The following is a 26,090-nucleotide window of genomic DNA, read 5'->3' on the forward strand; positions in this document are numbered from 1 at the left end:
GATGACGAAATCTGTTGAACCGCCAGCCCGTACGATTCGGTCTCATTGTCATGGAATGCCGCCACTTGACGCGAAGATCGCCTCGTGGATGCAAGACGCTTTGAATGATCCACGGTTGTTTGATTGGATCGATAGCCATGGATCACCGCTCAACTTGATTCATCGTGAACCGATGTCAAAAAATGTGGCGGAGCTGGACGATGTCGCGAAACATCATGAAGTGGACTTTCAAGTGTTCTTCGCGCGAAAGTCGAATAAGTGCCTCACGTTCATCGAACAAACGATTCATGACGGTGTCGGTATCGATACCGCCAGTGAGATCGAGCTGTTGCAAGCGATTGATCGAGGAGTGGCCGCCAAAGATCTGATCTGCACCGCCGCGGTTAAATCCGAATCGCTACTTACCACCTGCGTGCGGCATGGAGTGGGGATCGCGATCGACAATGAAGATGAGCTCGCCTTAGCTACAAAAATCGCCAAGACACATGGGCGTCCGGCGCAACTTGCGTTGCGACTAGGTGGCTTCTGGCATCAGGGCGAAAAACTATTTACGCGATTCGGATTTAACGCCGATGACGTTGGGTTACTCGGAAAACTCGATCGTGATGTCGTGAATTTAGTGGGGTTTCATTTTCACCTCGATGGTTATGATGCGAGTCAGCGGATCGATGCGATCGAGTGTGTGCTCCGCTGGATCGACCGGGCAAAGGAACAGCAGTTTGCCCCACAATTCATTGATATTGGGGGTGGCTTTCCCATGTCCTACTTACATTGCGGTGATCAGTGGCAAACATTCTGGGCCCAGCTGGAATCCGCGTTGTTAGGCAAACGCGATCCGGTGACCTATCGGAATCATGGGCTCGGACTACTCGCCATTAATGGACAGATTCACGGTGTGAGGCAGTCGTATCCGTACTATCAATCCCCGGTCCGAGCGGACTGGCTTGATTCGATACTTAGCGCCCCAATTGGGGACGAGCTCGTTGCCGACGCGATCAAACGGCGCGATCTCCAACTCCGATGTGAACCAGGACGGAGCTTGATGGACGGCTGTGGGATGACGATCGCGCGCGTTGAATTTTGTAAGCGAAACTCCGACAATGATCTGCTTGTCGGTTTGGCAATGAATCGGACGCAGTGCCGCACATCGAGCGATGACTTCTTGGTTGACCCAATTGTGATCAAGAAAGATTCGCACAACGGCGGAGCTGAACAATTTGGATATCTTGTCGGTGCCTACTGCACCGAATCCGAATTGATTAGTCTCCGGAAGCTGCGGTTCCCCAATGGAATCCAGCGTGGTGACCTTGTTGTGTTCCCCAACACCGCAGGTTATCTGATGCACTTCTTGGAAAGTCGCTCACATCAATTTCCGTTGGCTAAAAACCTCGTCTATGACGACCCGGTACGACTCGACCCAATCGATGTGGACGCAGCGCATCCATGAACGCTGCCGCTGTTGACTGTGTCGGTAACGGCGAAAGCCTTAGGCAACACCAAAGCTGTCTGCAAATCGAGCTACATCCATCCGGGAATACTGCACTTCGGTGAATACGACTCGCTTCGAGAGTTCGCCAGCAGTCTTCCCTGGAAAAAGTCGAGGCGAGTTGAAACTTGATGAGGCGAGGTTTCTGGCGGCATTGCCACACCTGAATGTGATCACCCATGGGGCCTCGCCAATGATCCACGTTTGACTAAGAAAACAGCCAGGCAGATGGTTTGCGTTGCTGCCCAGATGACCAGGGCGGACCACCAGTGGGTGACTTGTGAGACGGACGCATACCCACCAAACCAGCCAAATGTCAACGCGGCGATAGAAGCGAACAACGTTGAAATAAGAATCGGCGTCGTGGTCCCCAGCCCTTTCAAAACGGCACCTAGCGTCAGAGCCGTGATGTCGAACACCCCGTACGCCGCGGCAAACCGCAAGAGAAAAATTGCAATGGGACGAACCGCATCCGCTTCGTCTTTGCTTACGCCGTACAAAGGGATTTCAACAATCCAATGGGGAAACGAAACAAGAGGGGCGACAACAAGTAACGATACTCCCGCACTAAACACCAGACTACGTCGAACAACCGCGCGGACTAAGTGAATCGTCGCCGAGGTATGCGATTGGCCGATCATCACAGTGACCGCGGTGGCGAGCCCGACGGCCGGAATCGACAACAATTGATAAAGGCTAACCGCGGCTGATGTTGCAGCCAGTCCGGTCACCGATGCGGTCCCGATCATTAACATGAGATAACTAAACATTGATGATCGAATTAGTTGCTGGATTCCCAAGACAGAACCTGGACCAAGAATGCGTCCAATCACCAATCGGTTGGGTCGATAGTGTTCCACCAGTGACCTGATCGAAGGCGACGATCGAACGATCAATACGGCGAAGATTGCGGCTTTAAACCACATGGCAATCGCAGTCGCAAGCGCCGCACCAAGGACGCCAAGTGCTGGTACACCTGCCCCCCCGAAGATCAACCAAACATCCAGGAAGATATTTAATACGGCAGACGCGACATTCGTGCGAAAGATTGGACCTGTCTTTCGACGGCCGACAAAAAACGCGGTCAAGCCTGCTTCAAGCATCGACGCGGGAGCAACCAACAAAAGAGTTCGGAAGTAGGTCGCCTCTTCGGCGGCTAGGTTCGGATCATGATCAAACGCCAAGAAAAGAGTTGGACTCAACCATCCGATCAAGGCAAATAGGGGAAGCGTCGCGAATGTGATCCAGATACTTTGCCAAATCAGCTTCCAAACCAATCCCGGAATTTTATCGACATTTCGCTGGTGGGGTTGAGATTCGGAGTCAGATGTTTTTAATCCGCGTCCCATCGCAGCAGCGACTAGCGGTGTTGTGAACCCCATCGCCGTCACGGGGATACAGGCAATCGCCCAGTACACATTGCCGGCCGAGATCGAAGCGGCCGAAGAGGTTGGCCCGTACCACATCAACAGCACTCGGTCGGTGAACAGTGTGACCGAAAAGCAGCCAACGGTCGCGATCAGTGGAAGTGCAATGGATAGTAAAGCACGATAGCCATAGGGATCAGCGGGTCGGGGCTGGACTTGCTTTAGCATTCGAACAACGTGTCGGGCGTTTTCAAAGGAGATGAGCTAGCGATCGCAGAACGATTCCCGCGAAATCGAAACGAAAAACCGGTCTGTTTGGTGCACCAGATGCTCGGCTACCGACCGCAGTGCAGAACATCCTGCGAAGCCAGTGCCAATTTTCTACCAAAGGTCCTTAAACCATGGCATCAACATCTTTCACACATGTCAAAGACTCTTGGGTTAGCCGGTTTGTCAATCGACTTCGGGGCACGACTGAACTGGTATCGACCATGATGGATGACGCGGATCAGACCTGCGTTCGAAACGGTTTTATCCTGACGCCCGTTGAACGCCACGGGATGGTCTATCAGGAAATGTCTCGTCAACGATTCCATGAGAATGGGACGAACGAATGACTAGCAGATATTTGCGGAGGAACCCGAAGAGGGTCGGTGAACTTTCGCGGCTTTGCCTCATGCTTCATTCCGTTTGAAAATACGGGTTCGAGTTGTCCGCCGATGGACGTTAATCCCGGCTGTTCCACCGCAACCGTGGCTAACGCTATGCGGCTCATCCTAAAAACGAGTTGGAACGAAAGACAAACTCCCTTCGCTCATTGGCACGTCGATTGCGAAGCCGACGGGGCATACAAGCGCCGGAGCTTCTCCGGAGCACTGGTCAGTTGTTCTCAACTTGGAACGCTCTATGAAAGTCGCAATTATTGGGCACCTTAAACATCCGATCGCCAAACCGTTTTCAGGTGGACTCGAAGCATTCACGTTTGATTATGTAGCCGCTTTGCGCGATCGTGGGCACGATGTCACGTTGTTTGCCAGTGGAGATTCCGATCATGAACTTGGACTCAGTTCGGTTGTCGATGTCGCGACGGTACGGGATTCGATCAGTCGACTCGGACACATCGATCACGATTGGATCGAGGCCGTGGAAGACGAAGCCTACGGCGCTTTGATGGATCGGCTGGCGATGGAACATTTCGATGTTATCCACAATCATTCACTGAGTCCGATTCCGCTGCGGTTCGCTTCTTGCCAACCCTGTCCTGTCATCACAACACTTCACGTGCCACCGCTACCTCGCATGACCCAAGAAGTACGGCGACGAGGCGCAGGGTCGTGCGGTATTTTTGTAAACATCTCGCAGGCCAACGCAAAGTCATGGTCACCCGAACTTGGTCAGCAACGAATCATCTACAACGGCGTGAATGAGAACTTTTGGATGCAACATCAAGCATCGAAAGAGAATCGAGCCATCTGGTTTGGTCGAATCTTAGCCGACAAGGGAACTCATCTCGCAATCGAAGCGGCCCACGAGGCCGGGATGCCAATCGACGTGGTTGGCCCGATTTCCGATCAGGTCTACTTTGACAACGAAGTTTCACCGCGTCTGAGTAGCGAGGATGTGTATCACGGTCATCAAGATCATGAAGTGCTGTCTAAGCTGATTGGCAGAGCAGCCGTTTCTGTGGTCACTCCCTGCTGGGATGAACCATTTGGCTTGGTTGTCACTGAATCTTTAGCCAGTGGGACTCCGGTCGCCGGCTTTCGCCGCGGAGCCCTTCCAGAGATTGTTCGTCGATCGGTCGGTCGTTTGGCGGATCCAGGCGATACGGAAGATCTTGCACGATGTATCAATGAATGTCGAGCATTAGACGGCGGGGTCTGCCGTCGCTACGTTCAAGAAAAATTTGGCTTTGATCGTATGGTTGTTGCTTACGAAGAGCTTTACTCACGCATCGAATTGCCTCGGCCACTGATGCGGCACTCTTCGATCGACGGAGCGACAGCGGCATGAATGACTTACAGATCGGATTCTACGTGCATTACCACGGGATGGGACATAAACGAAGAACGGAAGCGATTCTGCGGCATCTAAAAGTGCCGTCGTCGGTCATTACGAGCCGACTTGGCGACCTGGATTGGAAAGGTGCGAACCTACTGGAAGTCATCGAGATTGCCTGTGATATCGATGACGTTTCTTTTGAGGGTGCTGCCAGGTCACAAGATGTTCCCGCGCTTCACTACGCACCGCTTTGGACGGATTCGATCACACGCCGAGTCGCCGAATACACGGCTTGGCTGTCGCGAACGAAGCCTGACCTGATGGTCGTCGACGTCTCGGCAGAAATCTCGATGCTGACTCGTCTCGCTTCGATCCCCCAGGTCGTGGTTCGTCAACACGGCGACCGCCGAGATCCGGCCCACCTTAATGCCTACGCAGCTGCGGAAGCATTACTGGCGCCATTTCCAAGATGCATGGAAGATGAACTGACGCCCGATTGGGTGATCGACAAGTCAGTTTACCTCTCTGGTTTCTCCGCTCACAGCGATGATGACAAGACGGTTTCATTCAGTCGTCCGACCATTGTCGTGATGTTCGGCAAAGGTGGAACCGATTCACAGGCATCCCGACTCGCGGAAGCAGCGACCGCGGTTAGTGACTTCGATTGGGTGGTCGTTGGTAAAGAGAAGCCACCAGCCATGACGCAACCGATGAACCTTCGATATGTCGGATGGACGGACCAACCGCTTAAATATGTTCGTGCCGCAACGATGGTGGTCTCTGCAGCGGGCCACAATAGTGTGATGGAATTGGGACGCGAACGGGCCCGGTTTATCGCCATTGCAGAGGAACGCCCCTTCGACGAACAACGTCGCAAGGTTCACATTCTCAACCGAGAACGACTAGCCGTCGGGGTGCCTCAATGGCCGAAGGTTGACGAATGGAAAACTTTGATCGGGCGAGCAATGAATTTAGATCCTTCGCCTTGGGACACAATCTATCGTGAAGACGGTGCTATCGAAGCCGCAAGATTTCTCGAACTAGCCGCGCTTCGTTCAAACCTGCTCAGGCGAGGGGAGCAGTCAGGGACAACGTCGCTGTGCAGCGGTCTATTCCCAAACAGTCAGATTGCTGAGATGGGGCAAAACGCATCATGAGCCTTAGCTTGCTTACCATCGTTCGTGGACGACAAACCCACTTGGCCAACCAGTTTCGAGGCCTGTGTCAATCAACGATGTCACCGACCGAATGGATAATTGTTGGGATGGATCAGGATGTTGATGTGTCCGAGTTTAGGCAAACCAAGTTTCCAATCGTGACCGCACGTGTCGATGGTGACGGAAAAAGGTTGCCGCTCGCCGAAGCTCGAAACCAAGCGGCTGAGCTGAGTCGTGGGGACACACTGATCTTCCTTGACGTGGATTGTATCCCATCAGCTCATATGATCGAACGGTTCGCCGAAGTGACACAAACTCATGCGAGACTTTGGATGGGAAGTCCGAGATATTTGCCAGAGGGAGTTACGAAAGGAAATTGGGACCTTGTCGAATTGGATCGAATTGCGGTTCAGCATCCTTTGCAACCATGCCTTCAAGAAAATGAGCAACTTGTATCAAGTCGATATGAGCTTTTCTGGTCTCTTTGCTTTGCAATCCGGAAAGATGATTTCGAACGTCTTGGAAAGTTCGACGAGCAATACAGAGGCTATGGTGGTGAAGATACAGATTTTGCGTTCTCCGCGCGTCGAGTAGGTCTTCCGTTCGCTTTCGTCGATGCGGTAGCGTTTCACCAATATCATGCCGTCTACAAACCGCCAATGAACCACCTTGTCGACGTCGTTTCGAATGCGAGGCGATTCCGACAGAAATGGGGTGTTTGGCCAATGGAGTCCTGGTTGTCGGCATTCGCAAACGAGGGTTTGGTTCGCTTTGATCCGATCAACGACCAGCTTGAGCTGCTGCGTAAGCCGACGAGTGATCAAATCGAGCAGTCATTAACTCGAACTCCCGCGGGGTTCTAAACCGCGATGCCGATCGCACTCAACCTCCCTTGACGATTTTTCATGTGGAACATCGTAGCGTTGCCCCCCCACGTCGACTCTTCGACCAACTAAATTATTAGTCGGAACGAATGAGAACTAATTAGAGTCGACCGTTAGAAGATTGCCGCGCGGGGGAAAGTGTTGATGAAAACCTGGCTACTCTTACTACTTCAAGCCGTCTGCCTTTGGGGTGTTGCTTTGGCGACCTCAGCCAGGGGCGCCGAATTCGATCTGGTCATCAGCAACGGCAAAGTGGTCGATGGCAGCGGAGCCCCGTGGTACTTTGCAGACCTTGGTATCAAAGACGGGAAAATCGTACAAATTGGCGATTTAGCTGATCAGGATACGAAGAAAACGCTCGACGCGACCGGCATGGTTGTGGCTCCGGGATTCATTGACTTGATGGGGCAGACCGCATCACCGATGCTGGAGAATCCCAAAACCGCGATCAATTTACTTTCCCAGGGGATCACGACGATCAATGCCGGTGAGGGCTCGTCCGCGGCCCCACAAAGCCCGGACGATGAACGTCGCTACGGGTACACCACGATGGCGGAGTATTTCACGCTTGTCGAGTCTCGTGGAATTCCTCTCAATTTGGTGCAGACAATCGGCCACACTCAAGTGCGGCGGATCGTACTTGGTGACACCGACCGACGCCCAACCGAACAAGAGTTGTCGCAGATGAAAGGGCTGGTTGCCGAAGCGATGGAAGCCGGGGCAATCGGTGTCTCGACAGCACTGATCTATCCGCCCGCTGTTTATGCGCCGACCAGAGAGATCGCAGAACTAGCTGCCGAAGCCGGCCGATACGGCGGACGATACTATACCCACATGCGTAACGAAGGCGACCGCCTACTCGAGGCGATCGACGAAGCGTTGGACATCGGGCAAACTGCCGATGCCCCGGTTCATATATTTCACTTGAAAGCGGCCGGGCGACATAACTGGGGAAAAATGCAGTTGGCGATCGCGAAGATCAAGTCGGCGCGCAGCGAAGGCCACCAAGTCACCGCTGATATTTATCCGTATATCAACAACGGACTGGGAATCGCGGCGTTGATCCATCCAAAGCACTTCGAAAACGGGCGTGCTCAACTGATTACAAAACTGGACGATGAATCACTGCGAGCAACCATCCGTGAAGAGATGGAGACAACGGACGGCTGGGAAAACTGGTTTCGCCACACAGGAAATGACTGGGGGCGGATTGTCATCGGGCGAAGCAACCACCCGGATTATCGAGAGCACGATGGCAAGAGTGTGGCGCAGATCGCTGAAGCCATCGGCGAAGACCCGTGGGACACGTTTTTCAATCTCGTTCGCAGCGGTGCATTTGCGTTGCCAGAGACGATGTCTGATGCCAATAAGATCATGGCGATGCAACAGGAGTTTGTCTCCTTTTGTACCGATGTCGGCCCTGCCGGTGGAAGCCGTAGTGCGTCACATCCGCGTGCATTCGGGTCATTTCCTCGGTTGTTGTCCAAGTACGTACGTGACCTCGGCGCGATCAGCCTTGAGCGAGCTGTTGCCCAGGCAAGTGCTGCGGCGGCAAACAACGTCATGGCGTACGACCGGGGTAGGATCGCGGTTGGTTTAGCCGCCGACGTGATCGTCTTTGACTATGAAAACTTGACCGACCATGCCGATTTTGAACATCCCGATGCGATCAGCGAGGGAATGCGATATGTCGTCGTAAATGGCGAACTTGTTTTCGACGACGGAAAGCAAACCGACGCGAAACCGGGACGCGTCCTCCGCGGTCCAGGGTATCGTGAAAGCCTTGCCCCCTACCGCCAACAATCGACACCGCGTGACGATCGATTCGAGGTCTACGATCGATCGATCAAAGAATTCATGAAGACGCACCGGGCACCCGGAGTTTCGATCGCGGTCACCGACAAAGGTAAAGTCGCTTTCTCCGGAGCGTACGGGTATGCCGATGTCGCTAAACGAGAACCGGTCACTACCGAAAGTTTGTTTCGAATCGCAAGTCTTTCTAAACCCATTACGGCAGTCGCGATTCTTCAGTTGGTCGAAGACGGCATGCTGCAACTTGACGATCCAGTATTGGATTATCTTGACGCCGAGGATTCAATTGCGGCGGCAGGTGAGAAATTCGATGAACGGTTTCGCAAAATCACCATCCGGCACCTGCTGCAACACCGAGGTGGTTGGGATCGCGGCCAATCCTTTGATGCCATGTTTCGATCGGTAGAGTTCGCCGAGCAATTCAACGTTCCTCCGCCGGCAACACCGGACATCGTGATCAAGGCGATGTTTACCTATCCCTTGGATTTCGATCCCGGCCATCGATACGCCTACTCAAACTTTGGCTACTGTTTGCTCGGACGTGTCATCGAGAACCTGACCGATCAGAGCTATGAAAGCTATGTTCAAGAACAGGTCCTCAAACCGATCGGGGTGACTGCGATGCGAATCGGAAAGTCTCGGCTCGATCAGCGATCCGAAAATGAAGTGCGGTACTACCATTCCGGCGATGCCGAATCAGTCTTTTCCGATGACTTGAACGAAACGGTTCCCTGGCCCTACGGTGGCTGGTTTTTGGAAGCGATGGACGCGCACGGTGCTTGGATCGCATCGGCGACGGACCTTGCAAAATTTGCCGCGGCATTTGACAATCCCGATCATTGCCCGATCCTCAGCAGGGAAAGTATCGAAGCGATGTTTGCACGGCCACCGGGGTTAGCCGGTCACGATGATGAAGGGAACGCGAAGGACCGCTACTACTCGCTCGGATGGTCAATCGTTGACATTCCCAAGGGCGTCAATCAGTGGCACACCGGCTCACTGGCGGGGACGGCAACCATTATGATCCGCCGTCACGATGGAAAAAACTTTGTCGCTTTGTTCAATGCTCGGACCAGTCCTCGTGCGTCGCACCTGGGGCGGGCGATGGATCGATTGTTGCACGACATGGCCAATCAAGTGTCTGATTGGCCAGAATGATTGGTCTGCATGGGGTTTGACTAGGCGAGTAGCTTAACGGTCCGTTTCTCGGTCGCAGCAATCGCGGCGGTATCGACAATTTGCTGTCCGATCCGGCTGATCGTTGTCGAAAGCGGCCCTTCGATTGTCCGATTGTTATCAATGACATCGATCATGTAGTGGATCGGGCTGCGCATTGCGTTGGGAATTGGGTCTGGCCGGACCCACTTCCCTTCCGGACAATCACGCGATTGGACTCTTAGCTGATCTTCGTAATCGTAGCTCGAAATCGTGCCTTCGGTTCCAACGATAACGAAACCACATTTCGGTTGTGGCTGGTGTGTCCAAGGGTCTGTAAAGGTCCCCCACCGAGTTTCAAACTTTGATAGACCGTTTTGGTAGCGAGCGATCACGACGCTGTGCTCATCGACTTCCAAACCGGCTGGTTGATCAACCATCGCAGCGACCTCGATGGGCGCTTCGCCGTTCATGTACCACGTCCCGAGTGTGGTTCCATAACCAAGATAGTCGAGCAGCGACCCACCGCCCTCATTACGTTTGTAAAACCAGCTACGAGGCTTTTCACGTTCGACGTCTTCTGCGGTCCGTTCGACCTTATCTGCGACGTGCCAAAGTGGGCCGCGATTGCCACCGTAGTAATGGACTTCAAGACACGTTCCGATCACGCCATCATCGATCAAACGTTTGGTCATTCGGTGAGCAGGAACCCACGTTAGCGGCCAATTAATGCCAAGGCGAATGCCCGCAGAATCGCAGGCTGCGATCATCCGATCGGCTTCGGCGAGCGAGCCGGCAAAGGGTTTTTCGACAAGCAAATCCGATCCGAAAGGCGCGACCCGCTCCACCCAGTCGCCATGTTTGGACGCGGCAGGACAGAGGATCGTCAAGTCGACCTCGGTTGCCGCAAAGAGAGCTTCGGGTTGCGTAAAAACCTGGTGATCGGCTAGGTCGAATGCGGCGATCGCGTCCTGCATTCGCGTGGGATCCTCGTCACAAATCCCAACGATTTCTGCGTCGGGATGGTCGTGCGCCATCCTTAGCAAATCACCCATATGAAAGTGATCGAAGTTGATCCCTGCAATCTTCATAACCGTCGCCTGCGTTCTGAATCCATCATGCCCAATACCGACGCATCCGAGTGGAAACATCGGTGAAACTTTCGAGCTTCAGATTCTAGCAAGTTCGCTACTCATCGGCAGGTCGAGTTCACCGGCAGATCAAGCGTTGGCTGTCGAAGATACGATCGCCCGCAGAAGATCCATCGACGAGAGTATACCGATTAGTTCGTCATTTCGATTGACGACCGGTAAATGGTGAATGCCATGGTTGAGCATCAACTCGGCGGCGTGACTGGCCGATGCCTCGGCACCGATCAGCACCGGTTCATCGCTCATGAATTCATTCACCTGATCACTTCCGAAACGTTCTCGCATGACATCGACAACCCAGAGCCGGTCCATCACACCGTCACTGGCTTCGTCTAGTAAGTGATCCGACTCGCTCGCAATCGGCATGAGATCCGGCAACGCGAGGACACCAATACATCGACCGTTCGCCGCGACGACGGGCAAGCATGAAAGCTTGTCTTCCATCATGATGTCCAATGCGGCATGCACGGTTGCGTCATGATCGATCGACACGACACTTCGTGCCATCAGGTCTTTGACGGTTAACTCGGTATTCATTTCAAGCTCCCTTGGATGTGGAAACACGCTCGAGATGGCGTCAACCGAGGCGCCAATCAACAAATAACCTTTCTCTGTCTGCGATTGCTAGATGGAAAGATTCGATTTGTTTTTACAAGCGTTAGTCTACACCAAATTTGCGGCTAGACGAAGCGATGCGACGGTCTGTCGCTCTATTCCAATCAGCAGCAATGGCGGCCTTCAAAAAGAAACGGGGGCAAGTGTGATGAACCGATTTTTCACACCAGATGTTGCCTAAACTTCGGACTGCATTTCCAACCCCTCGTGGATCGCGAGCGCGAGGTCGAGCGATAGACATGGCTTCGTTAAAAAGCGAAAGACACCGCCGTTATTGACTGCCTCTTGCGCAACCCACATGTCGGTCGATCCTGTCAACATAATCCGCACCGTATTGGGAAAATGCAGCGAAATCCAGGCGATCAACTCTGTCCCTAGTCGGCCGCCCATGTGTTGATCGACGACCGCAACATCAAACGGATGTCGCTGAAACATTTGGATCGCCGTCTCCGTGGAATTGGCCGTAAAAAGCTCGTACGGTTGCTCACGCAGGTTGCGACGCAGTCCGCTCAGGAGGTGGCTGTCGTCGTCGACTAGAATTACTGAAGCCATAGCCGTCAAACCCCTTCAAATAGCAAGTGTGAAACTTCTACCGAAGACTCGTCCATATCCGAATCGTCTGCTTCAGTAGTTTGGATTTCGATTGGCTCACGAACTCCGGTCGCTGATTGAGCCAGGATAGTGAGTTTCTGAATCATCGCCTGATGGACTTCCATGCCAGCGGCAAGGAGTAAACGCCCAGAGTTATCTTGGATACCTGAATGCAAAATCATGCCGTCTTTCAGGCCGTCGATACCGACCGCTTTACGGCCACGAGTCTCGGTAATGACATTCCCAAGGGCTTGGACCACATAGGGATCGTAGGTTTGTTTATCCTTTAGACGTTCGAGGACTTCCCTCGACGACTGGTGCCGGACAAAACGCTGATAATCAGCAATCGCGTGCAATACACGTGACGCTTGTGGTGTCGGATCAGAGGGCACGTCGTACTGCCTACGCACAATCTCCGCCACGTTTTCGAGACGTGGCACGACGGAGATCAGATCAAAGGCAAGCTGTGATGTACCATCGATTAGCGACTGATGTTCGTCACCGATTGAACCATCACTAAGATACGCATGGATTGTTTCACGCGGCAAAGCGACAAATCCCACGTGCATCAACATTGCGGCGATTTCGACCTCCCAAGCTGGCCCGATACCAAGTCTCGGTGCGATCAATTTCGCCCATTGCCGTGCTTGATAGGTAAAGCCGAACAGCTCAGGCATTGTCAACGAAAGTACCTGAGTCAACATTCGCACGCTACCGGCAAGCGTTTTGTTGAGCAACTCGGCTTCGGCAGTGATCAAGCGATAATGCTCAAGCCCAGAATCGAGGGTCTTGGCAAGCTGATCCGGAGGACAGGGTTTATTTAGAAAGCGAAAGATCTGCCCCTCGTTCACCGCCACGGCAGCCGTATTTTGGTCGGCGTTGCCGGTCAGCATTACTCGGACGGTGCTGGGGTAGTCGTCTTTCACTCGACGAAGGAGTTCCGCACCGCTCATCTCCGGCATTTGCATGTCCGAGACCACGATCGCGAAGGGGCCTTTTTCTTTGATAACCTTCAAGGCTTCTTTTCCGCCGACCGCAAGTTCGACTTGGTAGTCTTTGCGGAGATGGCGTTTAAACCCCTGAAGGATATTTGGTTCGTCATCGACGAGAAGGATCGTTTCAGTCACTCTCAGGCTTCTCCGGTCGTCAGTGTGGCGAATCGATCCAGACGAGGCGTTAGCCCCAGTGAATCGAGGTAATCGTGGTCGCAATCACTGCCGTTGCTACCTGGGTGATGATTGAGTTGGTCAGCCAGATAGACCGCCGTCAGTGGCGAGAAGCGATCGTTGTTCGCGTCGGAAGGTCGGTGATGAAAGGCCACCGCTTCAACTATCGGATGGGGCAAGCCCCAAAGGCCCAGCAGATGAGCCCCGACTTCGGCATGCGAAGCATTGAACACCTTGCGTTCGATGACATGTAACGGAATGCTTGTTTGTTCGGACGAATCGATCACCTCGCTGTAATCGCCAGGAAGGTTGTGCGCGAGGATTAATTTACCGATGTCATGGACCATACCGGCGATAAATGAATCTTCGACCGTATGCGGATCGGATGATTCCATTTCAGCAATTTTTCTGGCGAGCATCGCGACCGAGAGAGAATGGTCGATTAATTTTTGCAACTTGAATCCTCGTACACTGACGTTCTCGTATTGAGAGAATGCCTTTGCGGTCAACACCAGAGGGCGAATCACATTGAGCCCCAACAACGACACGGCATGCTCGGGACAGGAGACACGCTGGGGCAGTCCGAAGAACGATGAATTGACCAGCTGAAGTACCTTAGCTGTCATGGCGACATCGGATCCGATTTGCTTTCCGATCCGTTCGATCGATGCATCTTCGGACTCCAGGTCTTTGACAAGATCGGAGTAAACCTTGGGCAGACTAGGCAGCGAACTGAGTTGAGAGATCAGTCCCTTAAGCTTCGGATCTTGTAGTTGGCCGTGCAGCCCACACGCCCGCTCGATGGTGTTGACCAACAGCTTTGGATCGCATGGTTTGGACATGAATTGATGCGCCGGTCCGACGGCACGAAAGATTTTTTCGTGTTCGCTTTGTCCGCTAAGCACCAGACGCACGGTTTTTGGGTACAGCTCTGAAACGCGATTTAGAAGCTCCGCACCGTCGATCCCTGGCATCCGCATATCGGTTACGATCACGTCGCACTCATGTTCGGCAAGCCACTGAAGCGCCGCCTCGCCTCCGTTGGCAAAGTGCATGTTCCAAACGGATCGCTGTTGGCGGAGCATCCTCCGCAAACCGGACAGGACATTGGGTTCGTCGTCGACGAAGAGTACCTGCATCTTACTCACGGTGATTTACCTCTCGCTGGTCTATTCTTTGATGTGCATCTGGGGCATTGGGCGGTGGGGCCTTCACTCGGCAGACACCAGCGGTGCGCGATGGGATGTATTCGCCGCGGTAGAGGCCGGAGGGGCACCGTCGGGGCCGTTTTGATCAAGCGGAAGTCGAATCGTAAACGCCGTTCCTTTTCCGATTTGACTATCCACATCGATCGTCCCACCGTGCCGATCGACGATGACCGAATGTGCGATCGCAAGCCCTTGACCGGTGCCTTTTCCGACCGGTTTGGTCGTAAAAAATGGGGCGAAGATCCGCTCCAAATTTTCGCGAGCGATTCCACTTCCAGAATCGCGAATGACGATCTCTGCCCATGGAGGTCGATGGTGCGTCGCAATCGTAATCGTGCCTTTTTGCCCGGTCGTTTCGCCAACTTTATCCGCGACCGCGTGGGCGGCATTGATAATCAAATTGAGCAACACCTGGTTCAGTTCACCGGGCAAGCAAGGCACGGGTGGTAAGTTCGCATCGAATTTGGTTTCAATCTCAGCAACATATTTCCACTCGTTTCGTGCCACCATCATGGTGTTTTCGATCGACTGAGTGAGGTCAACTTGGGTCATTTCGCTGACACCTGGATGGGCAAAGTCCTTCATCGCACGAACGATGCTTGCCACGCGATCGACGCCTTCAAGTGTTTGCGTGATCGCCGTCGGGATTTCATCAAGTAAGTAATCGACATCCGCTTCGTCCATCGTTTCACGGAGTGCATCGATCGCAGACTGCGGAGACTGACCGACATCCATTCCGATCAACGTTTGGCAGACTTGCAGGACACTGACCAAATCTTCGAACGCGGATTCGACAAAACGTGTGTTGTCGCCGACGTACTGAATTGGCGTGTTGATTTCGTGCGCGATCCCGGATGCCAACTCGCCGATCGCCTCCAACTTCTGAGCCTGGGAGAGCCTCTGCTGCGTCAGCTCTAACTGTTCGGCTCGAGCCATCTTTGCGAACAACTCACTGTCGGTGCAATTGATCGAAAGGTAGTCGTCAAGTCCGGCAGCATACGCCGTACCGGCGGAATCGACATTGTTGGCAAAGATCCCAACCAAGGTGCCACACTTGGTTTTCGAATCGGCGATCCAATCTTCGGGATTCCGAGAGTTCACCGGCCAGGCGAGGAATCCCATCGTGAAGCGTGCCGTGATCGACAGACTGGGAAGGTTGGCCATCGCGATCACCTTGGCGTTCGCTTTTTCGAGCCTTTCCCTCCATTTTCTACGCCGGAAATCATTGGGATCAACTAGCAGTACTTTCATGCTCCCGCCTTAAATGGTATTCACAAATCCTTGTAGGTAGAGTGACAAGCACTGTCGTTCCGCCTTCACTACGAGAGTGTGCCGAAACGGTGCCGCAGTGCTTGTTGACGATCACGTCGTAAACAAACGCCAAGCCTTGGCCGGTTCCCTGTCCGACATCTTTGGTCGTAAAAAACGGCTCAAAGATTCGGTCACGAATGTCGGTTGGGATACCACAACCGTTGTCATGGAAGCGGATCTCGATGTCGTCTTCGGTTTGCCTCGTCTCGACGACGACGACACCCGATTTCGACGTCCGGTGAATCTCCATCGCATCGGCCGCGTTCGTCAAAATATTCAAAATTGATTGATTGAATTGACCACCAATTCCAATGACATGTGGAAGTGTTACGTCAAAATCTGTTCGAACCTCTGCGAGGTCTCGAAATCGATTCGCGGTGATCGCAAGCGCGGTTTCGATCGATTCGTTCACGTCGATCGAAGCTTTCGTTGTCGTCGAAGGCGAACTGAACTCTTTCAAAGCGCGTACGATTTTGGTAACTCGGTCAATTCCCTCAAGTGATTGCGAGATCGCTAACGGAAACTCTGTCCGCAAGAATCCCAAGTCTGCTAATTCGATTTGCTTATTAATTTCTTCGATGATCGTTCGACTTGATTGATCGTTTTCAACCGCCCGACTTAGATCGCCATAGAGATCCAAGAGCGATCCAATGTCGTCGAATGCTCCCTCCAAGAAATTGATGTTATTGCCGATAAACTGAATGGGGGTGTTAATCTCATGCGCCACACCGGCGGCAAGCTGACCGATCGATTCCATGTTTCTGACTTGGTTCAGGCGAGCTTCGAGCTGCTTTTTCTTTGTCATATCACGAACGACGGCAATGAATGTCGGTGCCGACGCGATCGTCGCGCGACTCAGTGAGATCTCACAGAGGAATGTGGCTCCGCGTCGAATTCCTTGAATTTCGATCGGCTCAACTTGATAAATGATTTCGGAATCGGGGTCGATCAAGCCCCCGTCCATATTTTCGCCGAACAGCTTCAGAGCTTGATCGGCGGTCAACTTGAAGAGCTCTCGGATGTCGACACCAATCGCATCGTCGACGCCGAAAATGACCCGAGCGGATCGATTAAATGTCCGGATCAGTCCCGATTCGTCATACGTCATGATGCCTTCGGCCGCGGTTTCCAAGATCGCTCGTGTGTGATCGGCAAACGCTTGTAGCTTTTCGTTGGCGTCATAAAGCTCTTGTGATTTTCGTTCGAGGAGTGTTTCGGCGGCCCTGCGAGCCGCCAACTCTCGCTCAAGTTTCCGTTTAAGCAGGTCTAGTTCAGACACGTCTGAGTAGCTCTGGATTCGGGGACGGATGAAGGTGTCAACGTAAACCGAGCTTCCGTGCCATTTTTCTCTCCCAAGTCTGTTCGCCTTATCTTGAGTTCATCGCCGAAGTGTTCGACGGTCGCTTGAATCAATCCTTCGGCGAGATCCGCGAAAGGATGACTCGATTGGTACGTCATCTCGAATCTTTCGTCAGTCTGTTCACACCGGAACGTTGGTAGTTCAGCATCTGGGTAAAGCTTTTGAACTTCGACGTGAATGAAGCTTTCTACCAGAGGCAAAAATTCGAATGTGGAATCAATACCAGTGAAGAACTGGGGGTATAGTTCGGCGAATCGGCCGAACAGGTGTTTGCCGAATGCTTGCACCAATTGTGGGACGGGAACTTGTGTCGCATCGGAGAGTGCGACGACCAATCGAATCAACTCCATGTGGTCGTAGGTCCCTACCGACGTGTAGGCTCCTTGATTAGGTGTGTTAGCGTTTAGAATCATGCGGTCGGCAATCTCGAGCCCCAGATTCGTTTCAACCATTTCGATGAGCTCGGTGAATACGATGCCTTTCATTGGCAATCTCCATCAACGGGGGTTCGGTGCTACGACAGATGGCAACGACGAGACGACAGCGAAACAAAGGCTACGAAAGCAACATTTCGTGGGACCGTCGCCAACGTCCACGCCGAAAGCTTTCGAGGATATGGCTGATCCTCTTGTCATCACCACGAAGGCCGGCAAAGCCAAAATCAGAGCGACCGGTCTTGAAGAAATCGACGAACCCCGGGAGTGATGAGATAAGCGTCTTGTCACGTACAAACCCCATGCTCCAATCGGCAAAGCTGCGATGCTCGATCGGTCGCTCGGCAATGATTGTCGCATCGCTATGCCGGGGGTCGTGTTCAATTCTTTCGAACAGAATCTGAACGGTGGCACGTTCACCTTCGAGGACCTGGAAAAACGTCTGGTCGGCGAAAAGCAAAATCCCAGAAACGTCTAACGCGTGATTGGAACTTCTCGCCCGATGGAGCAGTGCGTCAAGATCTTTGTCAGAGAAGGGCACGTTTGCGGAACTGACATAGACCAACTGGTACAGCTCGAACTCCTGACCGACCGTCATGATGGTTTCGTCTCCTTTGAGTAACTTACAAAGGGCAACAAGTTCGCCCAAACGTAAACGTGGGGCGAATCCATCGATCGCGTTGTCAGAATCGCGAAGAAAGGTCGACCGTTGAGTGATCGACGACGCCGACTAAGTCGTTCGTATTACCGGCATCGGTTGGAAGAAACGCATCGAATGCGAACTTTGATTCAGTGGGTTTTCCCCGTCACCACGTTTCGGCGACGTTGTCCACTTGACGTTGAAAGAATTGTTCAGGCCAGTCGATTGTGGCGATCACCGACCCGACGAGTTGCTCTACCGTAGCACGCGTTTAAGAAAAAGACTCGCGAATGGGCGACAACCATTGACGCGGTTGCCGCTGGCCCCCGTTAGAGACAGTTTGTGGTGCGAACCTCGCTCGAACAGCGGTTGTCGTTACGCCGCTTTACTGCGTTGCTTTTGGCTTCCGGTCAGCCATTTGCGAATCGCTTGGTGATCTTGTTGCCAATCGTCGGAGATTCGGCGTTCGACGTACGTCTGCAGCATCAAGTCTGTCGTGTCGGTCAGCAGCCGAATCGCATCGATACGGTCTTCGTCATCAAATTCCTCGTCGTCTTCGAGATGAATTTTCGCGCCGCTGATTCCAAATGATTCCGCTTGAAGCGTCAGGTCGAACTGCCGGCCATCGCGAATCACCGTCATCCCGGCTTTCCGAGGCAGTTTCCCTGATTGAATGGCCTTCGTCGCTTCGGGGAGCTTGATCGGACTTTCGGCAGAGATCGTTTCTTTCCCGGATTCACCGTAAGGACATTCCAACGTGAGGGTTCGGGCCAGCATCACAGTGACTTCGGAATCATCCACCAAGGTGAAAGTGTCGGTGTCTGTTTCCAGTTTCCACCACAACCAAACGAGAAACTCATTCCCAAGAAAATCCGGCTGCTGAGAGTGCTCGTTCGCCCAGTTGTGGTCGCCCGCGATCAAATCACTCACGAAGCTGACCGGTTGCAGTTCATCGACTTCTCCAAAAACCTTGTTGGCCGTCGCCCACTGGGTCGCGATCCCACCGGCGCCTAGGTGACGAAGCTCGAGTCCAAAAAGCCGTTCCAACATCTCCGTGCAAAGACGTGCGGTGTTTCCAACCGATCCTCCGAAATACAGGAGTTGTTGGTCGAGGTCCCAGAGCAGTGAGAGCGACTTCATTTTCCGAAACTTACCCGTCGCTGCCTCCTGTTCGCACCTTGCTTCGACAGCTTCTTTGGCTTCCTTGCGTTGAGCTTTCGTGATCTTTCGGCCTTCGTTGTCCTTGGCGATACCGGCAAGTTCCATCTGCAACCATGCGGCACGGTAAGACCCGGGCACTTGGTTGGTGTCGATTCGAACCCCGCAGTGAACGGCATTATTGATCACGTTTTTTCCGAGATCAAAATCCGTATCGAACAAGTGGTCGCCGCCCAGGAAACCGACCGAAACGTTCTCTTCGTTGGCAGTTTCGAAACGCCCGGCGGCGTTATTCGAAAGTATCTCGATCTGTTCCTCACCGAAGTCGGTCTCTTCGAAACCGGTAACGCTAAACCGTTGAAAACCGAGGCTTCCGTGCAAAAAAGGCATCGACGTTCCTTGCTGGACGAGAGAGGGCAGGAAGAAGTGGTGTAGATCCTATCGACGATGCCCGGCGGAAATTTGATTGACGAAGACTTCCCTGTCACGTAGCCCCTAGGCCGGATGATCGTTAAGGTCTCTACCGTGAAGATGGAGCCAGCCCCCCTCTTGCCGCCTTCGGTTATCCCAACCTGGACGACGAAGTCGTGCGAAATGCGATTGCTGCTAGAATTATGGCGATCGAAACCCCACATCCCTGCCTTCCCCCACACCCAAGCTTGATGAAGCGCCGATCGGTCGCCCTGCTAATTGAGACATCCAACGGGTATTGCCGCGGGCTGCTCGACGGCATCTGTGGGTTCGCACGCACCCGAGGCAATTGGTCGATTCAGTTGAACGAACAAGAACGGGGTGCACGACCACCTGCTTGGCTGAAGGATTGGCAAGGCGACGGGATTATCGCTCGCATCGAAACCGATCAGATCGGATTGCAATTACAGCAACTACAACTTCCGATCGTCGATTTAAGTGCCGCCCGTCACCTGCCCGGAATTCCCTGGGCAGATACCGAGGACAGCGCCATTAGTCAGCTCGCGGTCAACCATTTCCTCGATCGCGGATTCGCCAACTTGGCGTTTTGTGGAGACCCGGGCTTTGCGTGGTCAAACGCACGCCGTGATCACTTCCGTCAACTCGTGCGGCAGGCCCAGTGCCAGTACTTTGAATACCAAGTCACACATCGCTACGATTCCAGTTACCAATGGGATAAGGTTCGTGACTCGCTTGCCGCTTGGCTGGTTGAGTTACCCAAACCGATCGCGATCATGGCCTGCAACGACTACCAAGGACAGCTTTTGCTGGACGTCTGCCGCACCTGTTCGATCGGTGTCCCCGAAGAGGTTGCTGTCCTTGGCGTCGACAATGATTCACTGATTTGTAACCTTTGCGATCCGCAGTTGACCAGCGTTGTACCGGACACCTACGGCACTGGATTCGAAGCCGCAGAGCTGTTGGAGCACATGATGAATGGCGCCGCCGTCAATCGCGACGCCAGACTGGTTACTCAGCCGAAAGGGATTCAGATTCGGCAATCGACTGACACGATCGCGATCGAAGACCAAGATGTTGCCAAAGCGCTGATCTATATCCGTCGGCATGCGTTCGAAAACATTCGAGTGGCCGACATCCTGCATCAGTGCTCGATTTCCAGACGCGCCCTTGAACACCGATTCGCAAAAGTCATCGGACATACTCCACACGAAGAATTGCATCGCATTCGACTTCAACGGATCAAGCAGCTTTTGGTGGAAACAGACGATCGCATCTCTGATATCGCCAAGCGAACTGGATTTGAGCATCCCGAGTACCTAACTGTCGCGTTTAAGCGAAGTATGGGAATGACGCCGACACAGTATCGAAATCAAATTCGCAGCGACCGATCGAAATGAACGGGCGGGGGAATCCTTTCCTCTTGCTTGAAATCGTAGACGACACGTCTTAAAATTCGAGGTGCCATCGCGAGGAGCATTGGCGGTCGGGGTGAGTCGTCTTATTGAAGTTGCCGGGAGCGAACGTATGGTCAGATTTACTGAGGCATGGTCATCGCGTCTGGTGTGCTGCGTGGTGAGTGTCGCAATCAACTTGGCAGCCGGTTGCGTTAGTGCCGACGACTCGCCAAACGCTCGATTGGAATACTTAAACCATTTGCTCGAACGAGTACGAGTCGAAATTGAACATGACGGAACCACGCTTCAGGTAAAGACGCCAACCCAGCCTATTCTGAGGTTTGGCGATGCGACGCGTCAGACAAGCGATGGCGTGCTTTGGGCTTTCGGGGAAGGCAGACCCAAAGCGATGATCGCGATGGAGATGGTGGTCGATTCTACGGGGCAGCCGATTGTCAGTTATGAGTTCTTGTGCTTGACCGACAGTCGCTTGAAGGTCCGAGCTGGCGAAGGTTGGGTCTGGATGCCTCGACAGTCCGAAATGCAATTTCAGATGTTTCCCAAGTCACCGTCCGTGCCCAAAACAGAGTCCCTAAAACGCCGTCAGATGAAACTGCTGGCAACACAGTTTTCGGTCTCCGAAAAGTTCGAACAAGAAGATTTTCATCTTCGCTTGATGCCCAATCCAATTGTGCACTACTCCATCAAAGGTAGTCAAACTGAGAGCGGGGCGGTCTTTGTATTCGCCAACGGGACCAACCCGGAAGTCCTGCTGTTTCTTGAAACAAACCGCGGTAAATGGCAGTTCGGTTTAGCTCGAATGTGTGGTGCGGCCCCAGTCGCGTTGCTCAACAACGAGTCCGTTTGGAGCAAACCTTCGATGGGGGAAATCGGTAAAGGATGGACCCTGCCCTACACCGGCGATGCTCATAAAATCGATTTTGGTATGATCGATCGATTATCCAACAAGCCATAGCAAGTTGCTTTCGACACGTCTTTCGCCGTAGCAGCGACCTCCATAGCACGCGGCGATTTCTGCTACCCTCGCGTTTCAGTCACTCATGACTGGTCAATCAGCGGCCGGGTGTGATCCCTCGTTTTAGCAACGATTGCCCACCCCTAATGCAGCCGGGGCACCGCTGTCGCGTCGCTACTCATCCGGACGTCCACGAAATTCTTGTGCAAGGTTCTGGAATTTACGAAGCACTCGCTTCCACAAAGTAGCGTTAACGAACGCGGTCTCCACGAAGCGGACGAGGGTCTACAAAATGGACGAACAATCGTGGTAACTTGAGTTCGCTTCGTAGAGGCTTCTTGTTTTAATGGCTGACCGAATGTCATCCATCGCCCCCGTCTTCCATCCGAGCCATTGCATGACAGCCGATCATTTGCCATCAGGGGGACAGTCTGGATCCGATGTTTACGTCGGGGTATTTGATCTGTTCAAGATCGGAATCGGTCCGTCGAGTTCGCATTCGGTCGGGCCCATGCGCGCCGCCGAGATGTTTATCAATGAACTCGATCAATCCGACGACGTCGAAACCGTCGGGCGAGTCCAAGCTGATCTGTATGGATCGCTCGCATTGACAGGAGTCGGGCACGCTACCGACATCGCCATCATGATGGGGCTGCTAGGTGAACGACCTGACACGATCGATCCTGATACCGTGCCGGAAAAATTAGAGCGCATCCGGCAAACGACACAATTGATGTTCGCGGGCAGGCGAGCGATTCGGTTTTGCGAAAAAGAAGATTTACTCTTTAACCGACGTGTGACATTGGAGGGGCATCCAAACGCGATGAGCTTGTCGGCATTTCGTGACGGCGATTCTGAGACACCTTTTTACAGCAGTACTTACTACTCGATCGGCGGAGGTTTCGTAATCCGCGATGGCGAAACGCCGCGGGCGGGTCATGGCGACTACCACCAGGTTCCTTATCCCTACCACTCGGGGAAAGATTTATTGGACCTTACCGATCGACATGGATTTTCGTTGAGCGACTTAGCTCGCGCGAATGAGCGGACCTTTCGCAGTGACACCGAAATATCGAACGGATTGCAGAAGATTTGGCAAACGATGCAGGCGTGTATCGAGCGTGGTTGTCAGACCGACGGAATCCTGCCAGGCGGATTGAACATTCGCCGACGGGCGCCGGCGTTGTATCGATCTCTGCGGAGTCGAACGGAGGCGACTGACCGCGACCCGATGGGAATCCTGGATTGGGTCGACTTGTATGCGATCGCAGTCAACGAAGAAAATGCCGCCAGCGGACGCGTCGTCACTGCGCCGACCAATGGTGCCGCCGGAATCATTCCCGCCGTCTTGCGGTACTTGGACCGATTTGGTCGGAACGTCAATGAAGATACCATCGAGCGATTCCTCTTGACCGCCGCGTTGATCGGATCACTTTATAAGCGAAACGCTTCGATTTCCGGGGCGGAGGTTGGTTGCCAGGGCGAAGTTGGCGTGGCTTGTTCGATGGCCGCTGGGGCGCTGACCGAAGCACTCGGGGGAACGCCTCGGCAAGTCGAGGAGGCGGCCGAGATTGGTATGGAACACAATCTTGGTCTGACCTGCGATCCCATCAAAGGGCTCGTGCAAGTTCCCTGTATCGAACGGAACGCAATGGGAGCGGTCAAGGCAATCAATGCCAGCCGGCTTGCGCTTCGCAGTGACGGCAAGCACTTCGTTTCGCTAGACCGAGTGATCCGAGTCATGAAACGGACAGGGGCGGACATGTCGTCTCGGTATAAGGAAACATCGGCTGGAGGCTTGGCGGTTAACATCAGTGAGTGCTGAAATTCACTCAGGTTTCGCAATCACGCAAGTTTGCCGGAGTCGGTCAAGTCGAACTTGCCATGGCACCGCTACCGGGATACTCTTGAAGTATGTCGCAACTGCTATTGATCCTTACGATGGTGTTCAATCTCCTTGCGTGTCCACTGCGTTGTTCCTTCTGTGAAGCGGGAGCAAGTCAGGCGGAGACGGAAGTCGATGGACTTGCGCGCCTTCGGTGCAGTTGCTGTCCTAAGGTGAATTTGGACGCGGCCCTCTCCGAACAAAAGGACGCCGAATTACGGACCACCACGGTTCCAGGTCCGAATGATCGGGGGAATCCTGCGGGCGAAGAATGCACGTGTCCAGACTGTTTGTGTGGCGGGGCGATCCTCTTGGAATGCCCGGAGCTTTCCGAAAGCCCATCACTGCTGGTCGAATGGCTACCAGTCCTCTCCGATGACAGCCTGCTATCGATCGGCGAAACCTGGGAATCTCATCAGCACATCCCCCTTGCCAATTCTGTGGGGCGAACTGCGCTCATTGAATATCAACGTTGGTTGATTTGAGCCTCTCTTTCAGATTCTGAATTAGTTCCCGTGCTTTGCTTGGCTCTGGAAGAGCAGGCTCGGAAAACAACAGAATTCTCTCTGCTCTGGTATTCCGTCCACACCACATTGGTTTGCGTTGTGATCGGTATCAGATCCTTGCGCGTCGCAATTCGCTACGTGTTGTCGAAAGCAAGCTCGCAAGTGTCTGTCGCCGGTTGGTGGTGCGACCCTCGTTAGGTATCACGAATTCGAACGATGTTATTGCCCTGGGAATATGGCGTCCGCAATTTGGCTCGTCGGCCGATCCGGACCACCCTCACGTTGGTCGCCATGGCGACGGTCGTGATGTTGGTCTTCGTCGTCGTTGGGTTTATTCGTGGGCTCGAACAGTCGCTCGCAGTCAGTGGTGAGGAGGATGTTGTGCTCGTGTATTCGGTCAACTCCGAAGAGAACATCGAAAACTCGTCGATCACCGCACAAACACCTTCCTTGTTAAACGCCAGTATCGGCAGCGTATGGAGGCGATACGGCATTGCGCATGTTTCTCCGGAACTCTACATGGGCACTCGAGTGACCACCGCGACGGTCGACGAAACAAGCGAGACCTCGCGGTCGTCGTCCAATGCGTTGGGATTAATACGAGGCGTCACACCAAACGCACCGCTGATTCGTCGTTCCGTACGTCTTATCGAAGGCGACTGGCCAACCGCAGGAAGCGTCATCGTAGGTAATTTGGTCGCCGCAAAACTTGGCGTCGAAGAAAACGAATTGAAGATCGGCAACACACTGCAGTTCGAAGGTCGAAATTGGAAGATTGCCGGTCGATTTGTCGCCGGAGGTTCTGCCTACGAATCAGAGATCTGGTGTGACCTGACCGACTTTCAAACCGCCACACAGCGGCAGGACCTTAGTTTAGTGGCGATGCGACTGGATCCAAACGCTTCGCCCGCCGAGGTCGCATTGTTTTGCAAAGAACGAACGGATCTGGAACTCCGTGCTATCGGTGAAAAACAATACTACGCAACCCTTCAACAGCACTATCGACCGGTTCGACAGCTGGCGTGGTTGGTCGTCATCCTGGTAACGGGGGCAGGCTTCTTCGCCGGATTAAACATGATGTACGGGGCCGTTTCAGGTCGTGTCCGTGAGCTAGCAACGCTTCAAGCGATCGGCTTCAAACGCCGCGCGATCCTGTTCAGCCTCATTCAAGAAGGGGTCTTGCTTGCCACGACGGCGTCGTTGATTTCAGGACTCGTCGCGTTGACTGCGTTTAACGGCGTAGCGGTGCGTTTCACCATGGGCGCATTCCCTTTGGCGATCGACGGTATCGCGGTCCTGATCGGATCCGCCGTCGGAATCTTACTCGGAGCTTTCGGTGCGCTGCCACCGGCACTGAAAGCTCTTCGTGAATCGGTGGCAATCGGATTAAAGGCAGTTTAA

The 26,090-nt window shown here is 53.5% G+C and carries 22 protein-coding genes; 11 read left to right on the top strand and 11 right to left on the bottom strand.

All coding sequences use genetic code 11. The features are described 5' to 3' along the window. The first annotated feature begins 1 nt into the window (after position 1). Positions 2-1,447: a Y4yA family PLP-dependent enzyme gene (locus FYC48_RS01115; protein ID WP_235034009.1), complete on the top strand. Its 1,446-nt coding sequence runs from the start codon at positions 2-4 to the stop codon at positions 1,445-1,447. A gap of 212 nt (positions 1,448-1,659) precedes the next feature. Here FYC48_RS01115 and FYC48_RS01120 read toward each other — a convergent pair whose 3' ends face one another. Continuing rightward, complete coding sequence (locus FYC48_RS01120; protein WP_149494866.1) at positions 1,660-3,081, bottom strand: MATE family efflux transporter; 1,422 nt, start codon at positions 3,079-3,081, stop codon at positions 1,660-1,662. Between the two features lie 173 nt (positions 3,082-3,254). Here FYC48_RS01120 and FYC48_RS27540 point away from each other — a divergent pair, with 173 nt between their 5' ends. The 5 genes from FYC48_RS27540 to FYC48_RS01140 all read left to right on the top strand — a co-directional run bounded on the left by FYC48_RS27540 (position 3,255) and on the right by FYC48_RS01140 (position 9,865). Beyond that, a complete protein-coding gene (locus tag FYC48_RS27540; RefSeq protein WP_160149260.1) occupies positions 3,255-3,470 on the top strand; it encodes a hypothetical protein in 216 nt (71 codons plus the stop codon). A gap of 289 nt (positions 3,471-3,759) precedes the next feature. Beyond that, the gene (locus tag FYC48_RS01125) at positions 3,760-4,866 is read left to right on the top strand and encodes a glycosyltransferase family 4 protein (protein ID WP_149494867.1); all 1,107 of its coding nucleotides are present in this window, start codon (positions 3,760-3,762) and stop codon (positions 4,864-4,866) included. Further along, positions 4,863-6,011 (top strand): glycosyl transferase family 28 protein, encoded by a 1,149-nt coding sequence (locus tag FYC48_RS01130; protein ID WP_200836509.1) that lies wholly within the window; start codon positions 4,863-4,865, stop codon positions 6,009-6,011. Before FYC48_RS01125 ends, FYC48_RS01130 begins: the two co-directional genes overlap by 4 nt. Before the next feature lie 107 nt (positions 6,012-6,118). After that, positions 6,119-6,874: a glycosyltransferase family 2 protein gene (locus tag FYC48_RS01135; protein ID WP_315853757.1), complete on the top strand. Its 756-nt coding sequence runs from the start codon at positions 6,119-6,121 to the stop codon at positions 6,872-6,874. A gap of 165 nt (positions 6,875-7,039) precedes the next feature. Beyond that, entirely contained in the window at positions 7,040-9,865 is a 2,826-nt protein-coding gene (locus FYC48_RS01140) for a serine hydrolase (RefSeq protein ID WP_149494869.1), read from the top strand. A gap of 20 nt (positions 9,866-9,885) precedes the next feature. On the opposite strand, the gene FYC48_RS01145 is transcribed toward FYC48_RS01140, so the two are convergent. The 10 genes from FYC48_RS01145 to FYC48_RS01190 all read right to left on the bottom strand — a co-directional run bounded on the left by FYC48_RS01145 (position 9,886) and on the right by FYC48_RS01190 (position 19,886). Further along, positions 9,886-10,953: a Gfo/Idh/MocA family protein gene (locus FYC48_RS01145; RefSeq protein ID WP_235034010.1), complete on the bottom strand. Its 1,068-nt coding sequence runs from the start codon at positions 10,951-10,953 to the stop codon at positions 9,886-9,888. Between the two features lie 129 nt (positions 10,954-11,082). Then, positions 11,083-11,550: a CBS domain-containing protein gene (locus tag FYC48_RS01150; RefSeq protein ID WP_149494871.1), complete on the bottom strand. Its 468-nt coding sequence runs from the start codon at positions 11,548-11,550 to the stop codon at positions 11,083-11,085. A gap of 255 nt (positions 11,551-11,805) precedes the next feature. Next, a complete protein-coding gene (locus FYC48_RS01155) occupies positions 11,806-12,180 on the bottom strand; it encodes a response regulator (protein ID WP_149494872.1) in 375 nt (124 codons plus the stop codon). A gap of 5 nt (positions 12,181-12,185) precedes the next feature. Beyond that, positions 12,186-13,346 carry a response regulator gene (locus tag FYC48_RS01160; RefSeq protein ID WP_160149261.1) on the bottom strand — a complete coding sequence of 387 codons (1,161 nt, stop codon included), beginning with the start codon at positions 13,344-13,346 and terminating at the stop codon, positions 12,186-12,188. Positions 13,347-13,348: 2 nt separating this feature from the next. After that, a complete protein-coding gene (locus tag FYC48_RS01165; protein WP_149494874.1) occupies positions 13,349-14,524 on the bottom strand; it encodes a response regulator in 1,176 nt (391 codons plus the stop codon). Between the two features lie 72 nt (positions 14,525-14,596). Further along, entirely contained in the window at positions 14,597-15,844 is a 1,248-nt protein-coding gene (locus FYC48_RS01170; protein ID WP_149494875.1) for a sensor histidine kinase, read from the bottom strand. Then, complete coding sequence (locus FYC48_RS01175; protein ID WP_149494876.1) at positions 15,825-17,183, bottom strand: sensor histidine kinase; 1,359 nt, start codon at positions 17,181-17,183, stop codon at positions 15,825-15,827. Before FYC48_RS01175 ends, FYC48_RS01170 begins: the two co-directional genes overlap by 20 nt. Further along, positions 17,171-17,749 carry a heme NO-binding domain-containing protein gene (locus tag FYC48_RS01180; protein WP_149494877.1) on the bottom strand — a complete coding sequence of 193 codons (579 nt, stop codon included), beginning with the start codon at positions 17,747-17,749 and terminating at the stop codon, positions 17,171-17,173. The genes FYC48_RS01175 and FYC48_RS01180 overlap by 13 nt, the downstream gene beginning before the upstream one ends. A 70-nt stretch (positions 17,750-17,819) precedes the next feature. After that, the gene (locus FYC48_RS01185) at positions 17,820-18,296 is read right to left on the bottom strand and encodes a BLUF domain-containing protein (RefSeq protein WP_149494878.1); all 477 of its coding nucleotides are present in this window, start codon (positions 18,294-18,296) and stop codon (positions 17,820-17,822) included. Positions 18,297-18,713: 417 nt separating this feature from the next. Then, positions 18,714-19,886, bottom strand: a complete 1,173-nt coding sequence (locus FYC48_RS01190; RefSeq protein WP_149494879.1) for a hypothetical protein — start codon at positions 19,884-19,886, stop codon at positions 18,714-18,716. A gap of 272 nt (positions 19,887-20,158) precedes the next feature. On the opposite strand from FYC48_RS01190, the gene FYC48_RS01195 reads away from it, so the two are divergent. The 5 genes from FYC48_RS01195 to FYC48_RS01210 all read left to right on the top strand — a co-directional run bounded on the left by FYC48_RS01195 (position 20,159) and on the right by FYC48_RS01210 (position 26,090). Next, positions 20,159-21,325, top strand: coding sequence for a XylR family transcriptional regulator (locus tag FYC48_RS01195; protein WP_149494880.1), 1,167 nt, complete (start codon positions 20,159-20,161; stop codon positions 21,323-21,325). A 127-nt stretch (positions 21,326-21,452) separates the two neighbouring features. Beyond that, positions 21,453-22,298: a hypothetical protein gene (locus FYC48_RS01200; RefSeq protein ID WP_149494881.1), complete on the top strand. Its 846-nt coding sequence runs from the start codon at positions 21,453-21,455 to the stop codon at positions 22,296-22,298. A 358-nt stretch (positions 22,299-22,656) separates the two neighbouring features. Beyond that, entirely contained in the window at positions 22,657-24,123 is a 1,467-nt protein-coding gene (locus FYC48_RS01205) for an L-serine ammonia-lyase (protein ID WP_315853758.1), read from the top strand. 89 nt (positions 24,124-24,212) lie between these two features. Then, positions 24,213-24,668 carry a hypothetical protein gene (locus FYC48_RS27545; RefSeq protein ID WP_160149263.1) on the top strand — a complete coding sequence of 152 codons (456 nt, stop codon included), beginning with the start codon at positions 24,213-24,215 and terminating at the stop codon, positions 24,666-24,668. Positions 24,669-24,905: 237 nt separating this feature from the next. Then, positions 24,906-26,090, top strand: coding sequence for an ABC transporter permease (locus tag FYC48_RS01210; RefSeq protein ID WP_149494883.1), 1,185 nt, complete (start codon positions 24,906-24,908; stop codon positions 26,088-26,090).

Source organism: Roseiconus lacunae (assembly GCF_008312935.1).
GTDB classification, from domain to species: domain Bacteria; phylum Planctomycetota; class Planctomycetia; order Pirellulales; family Pirellulaceae; genus Stieleria; species Stieleria lacunae.

What these genes read in the sequence shown, in the direction of transcription:
- FYC48_RS01205 (WP_315853758.1), top strand. Translation starts at nt 22,657, where the DNA reads ATGTCATCCATCGCCCCCGTCTTCCATCCGAGCCATTGCATGACAGCC.
- FYC48_RS01180 (WP_149494877.1), bottom strand. Translation starts at nt 17,749, where the DNA reads ATGAAAGGCATCGTATTCACCGAGCTCATCGAAATGGTTGAAACGAAT.
- FYC48_RS27540 (WP_160149260.1), top strand. Translation starts at nt 3,255, where the DNA reads ATGGCATCAACATCTTTCACACATGTCAAAGACTCTTGGGTTAGCCGG.
- FYC48_RS01185 (WP_149494878.1), bottom strand. Translation starts at nt 18,296, where the DNA reads ATGACGGTCGGTCAGGAGTTCGAGCTGTACCAGTTGGTCTATGTCAGT.
- FYC48_RS01145 (WP_235034010.1), bottom strand. Translation starts at nt 10,953, where the DNA reads ATGAAGATTGCAGGGATCAACTTCGATCACTTTCATATGGGTGATTTG.
- FYC48_RS01150 (WP_149494871.1), bottom strand. Translation starts at nt 11,550, where the DNA reads ATGAATACCGAGTTAACCGTCAAAGACCTGATGGCACGAAGTGTCGTG.
- FYC48_RS01115 (WP_235034009.1), top strand. Translation starts at nt 2, where the DNA reads ATGACGAAATCTGTTGAACCGCCAGCCCGTACGATTCGGTCTCATTGT.
- FYC48_RS01170 (WP_149494875.1), bottom strand. Translation starts at nt 15,844, where the DNA reads ATGAAAGTACTGCTAGTTGATCCCAATGATTTCCGGCGTAGAAAATGG.
- FYC48_RS01165 (WP_149494874.1), bottom strand. Translation starts at nt 14,524, where the DNA reads ATGCAGGTACTCTTCGTCGACGACGAACCCAATGTCCTGTCCGGTTTG.
- FYC48_RS01120 (WP_149494866.1), bottom strand. Translation starts at nt 3,081, where the DNA reads ATGCTAAAGCAAGTCCAGCCCCGACCCGCTGATCCCTATGGCTATCGT.
- FYC48_RS01135 (WP_315853757.1), top strand. Translation starts at nt 6,119, where the DNA reads ATGGATCAGGATGTTGATGTGTCCGAGTTTAGGCAAACCAAGTTTCCA.
- FYC48_RS01195 (WP_149494880.1), top strand. Translation starts at nt 20,159, where the DNA reads ATGAAGCGCCGATCGGTCGCCCTGCTAATTGAGACATCCAACGGGTAT.
- FYC48_RS01200 (WP_149494881.1), top strand. Translation starts at nt 21,453, where the DNA reads ATGGTCAGATTTACTGAGGCATGGTCATCGCGTCTGGTGTGCTGCGTG.
- FYC48_RS01125 (WP_149494867.1), top strand. Translation starts at nt 3,760, where the DNA reads ATGAAAGTCGCAATTATTGGGCACCTTAAACATCCGATCGCCAAACCG.
- FYC48_RS01190 (WP_149494879.1), bottom strand. Translation starts at nt 19,886, where the DNA reads ATGCCTTTTTTGCACGGAAGCCTCGGTTTTCAACGGTTTAGCGTTACC.
- FYC48_RS01155 (WP_149494872.1), bottom strand. Translation starts at nt 12,180, where the DNA reads ATGGCTTCAGTAATTCTAGTCGACGACGACAGCCACCTCCTGAGCGGA.
- FYC48_RS27545 (WP_160149263.1), top strand. Translation starts at nt 24,213, where the DNA reads ATGTCGCAACTGCTATTGATCCTTACGATGGTGTTCAATCTCCTTGCG.
- FYC48_RS01210 (WP_149494883.1), top strand. Translation starts at nt 24,906, where the DNA reads ATGTTATTGCCCTGGGAATATGGCGTCCGCAATTTGGCTCGTCGGCCG.
- FYC48_RS01130 (WP_200836509.1), top strand. Translation starts at nt 4,863, where the DNA reads ATGAATGACTTACAGATCGGATTCTACGTGCATTACCACGGGATGGGA.
- FYC48_RS01140 (WP_149494869.1), top strand. Translation starts at nt 7,040, where the DNA reads ATGAAAACCTGGCTACTCTTACTACTTCAAGCCGTCTGCCTTTGGGGT.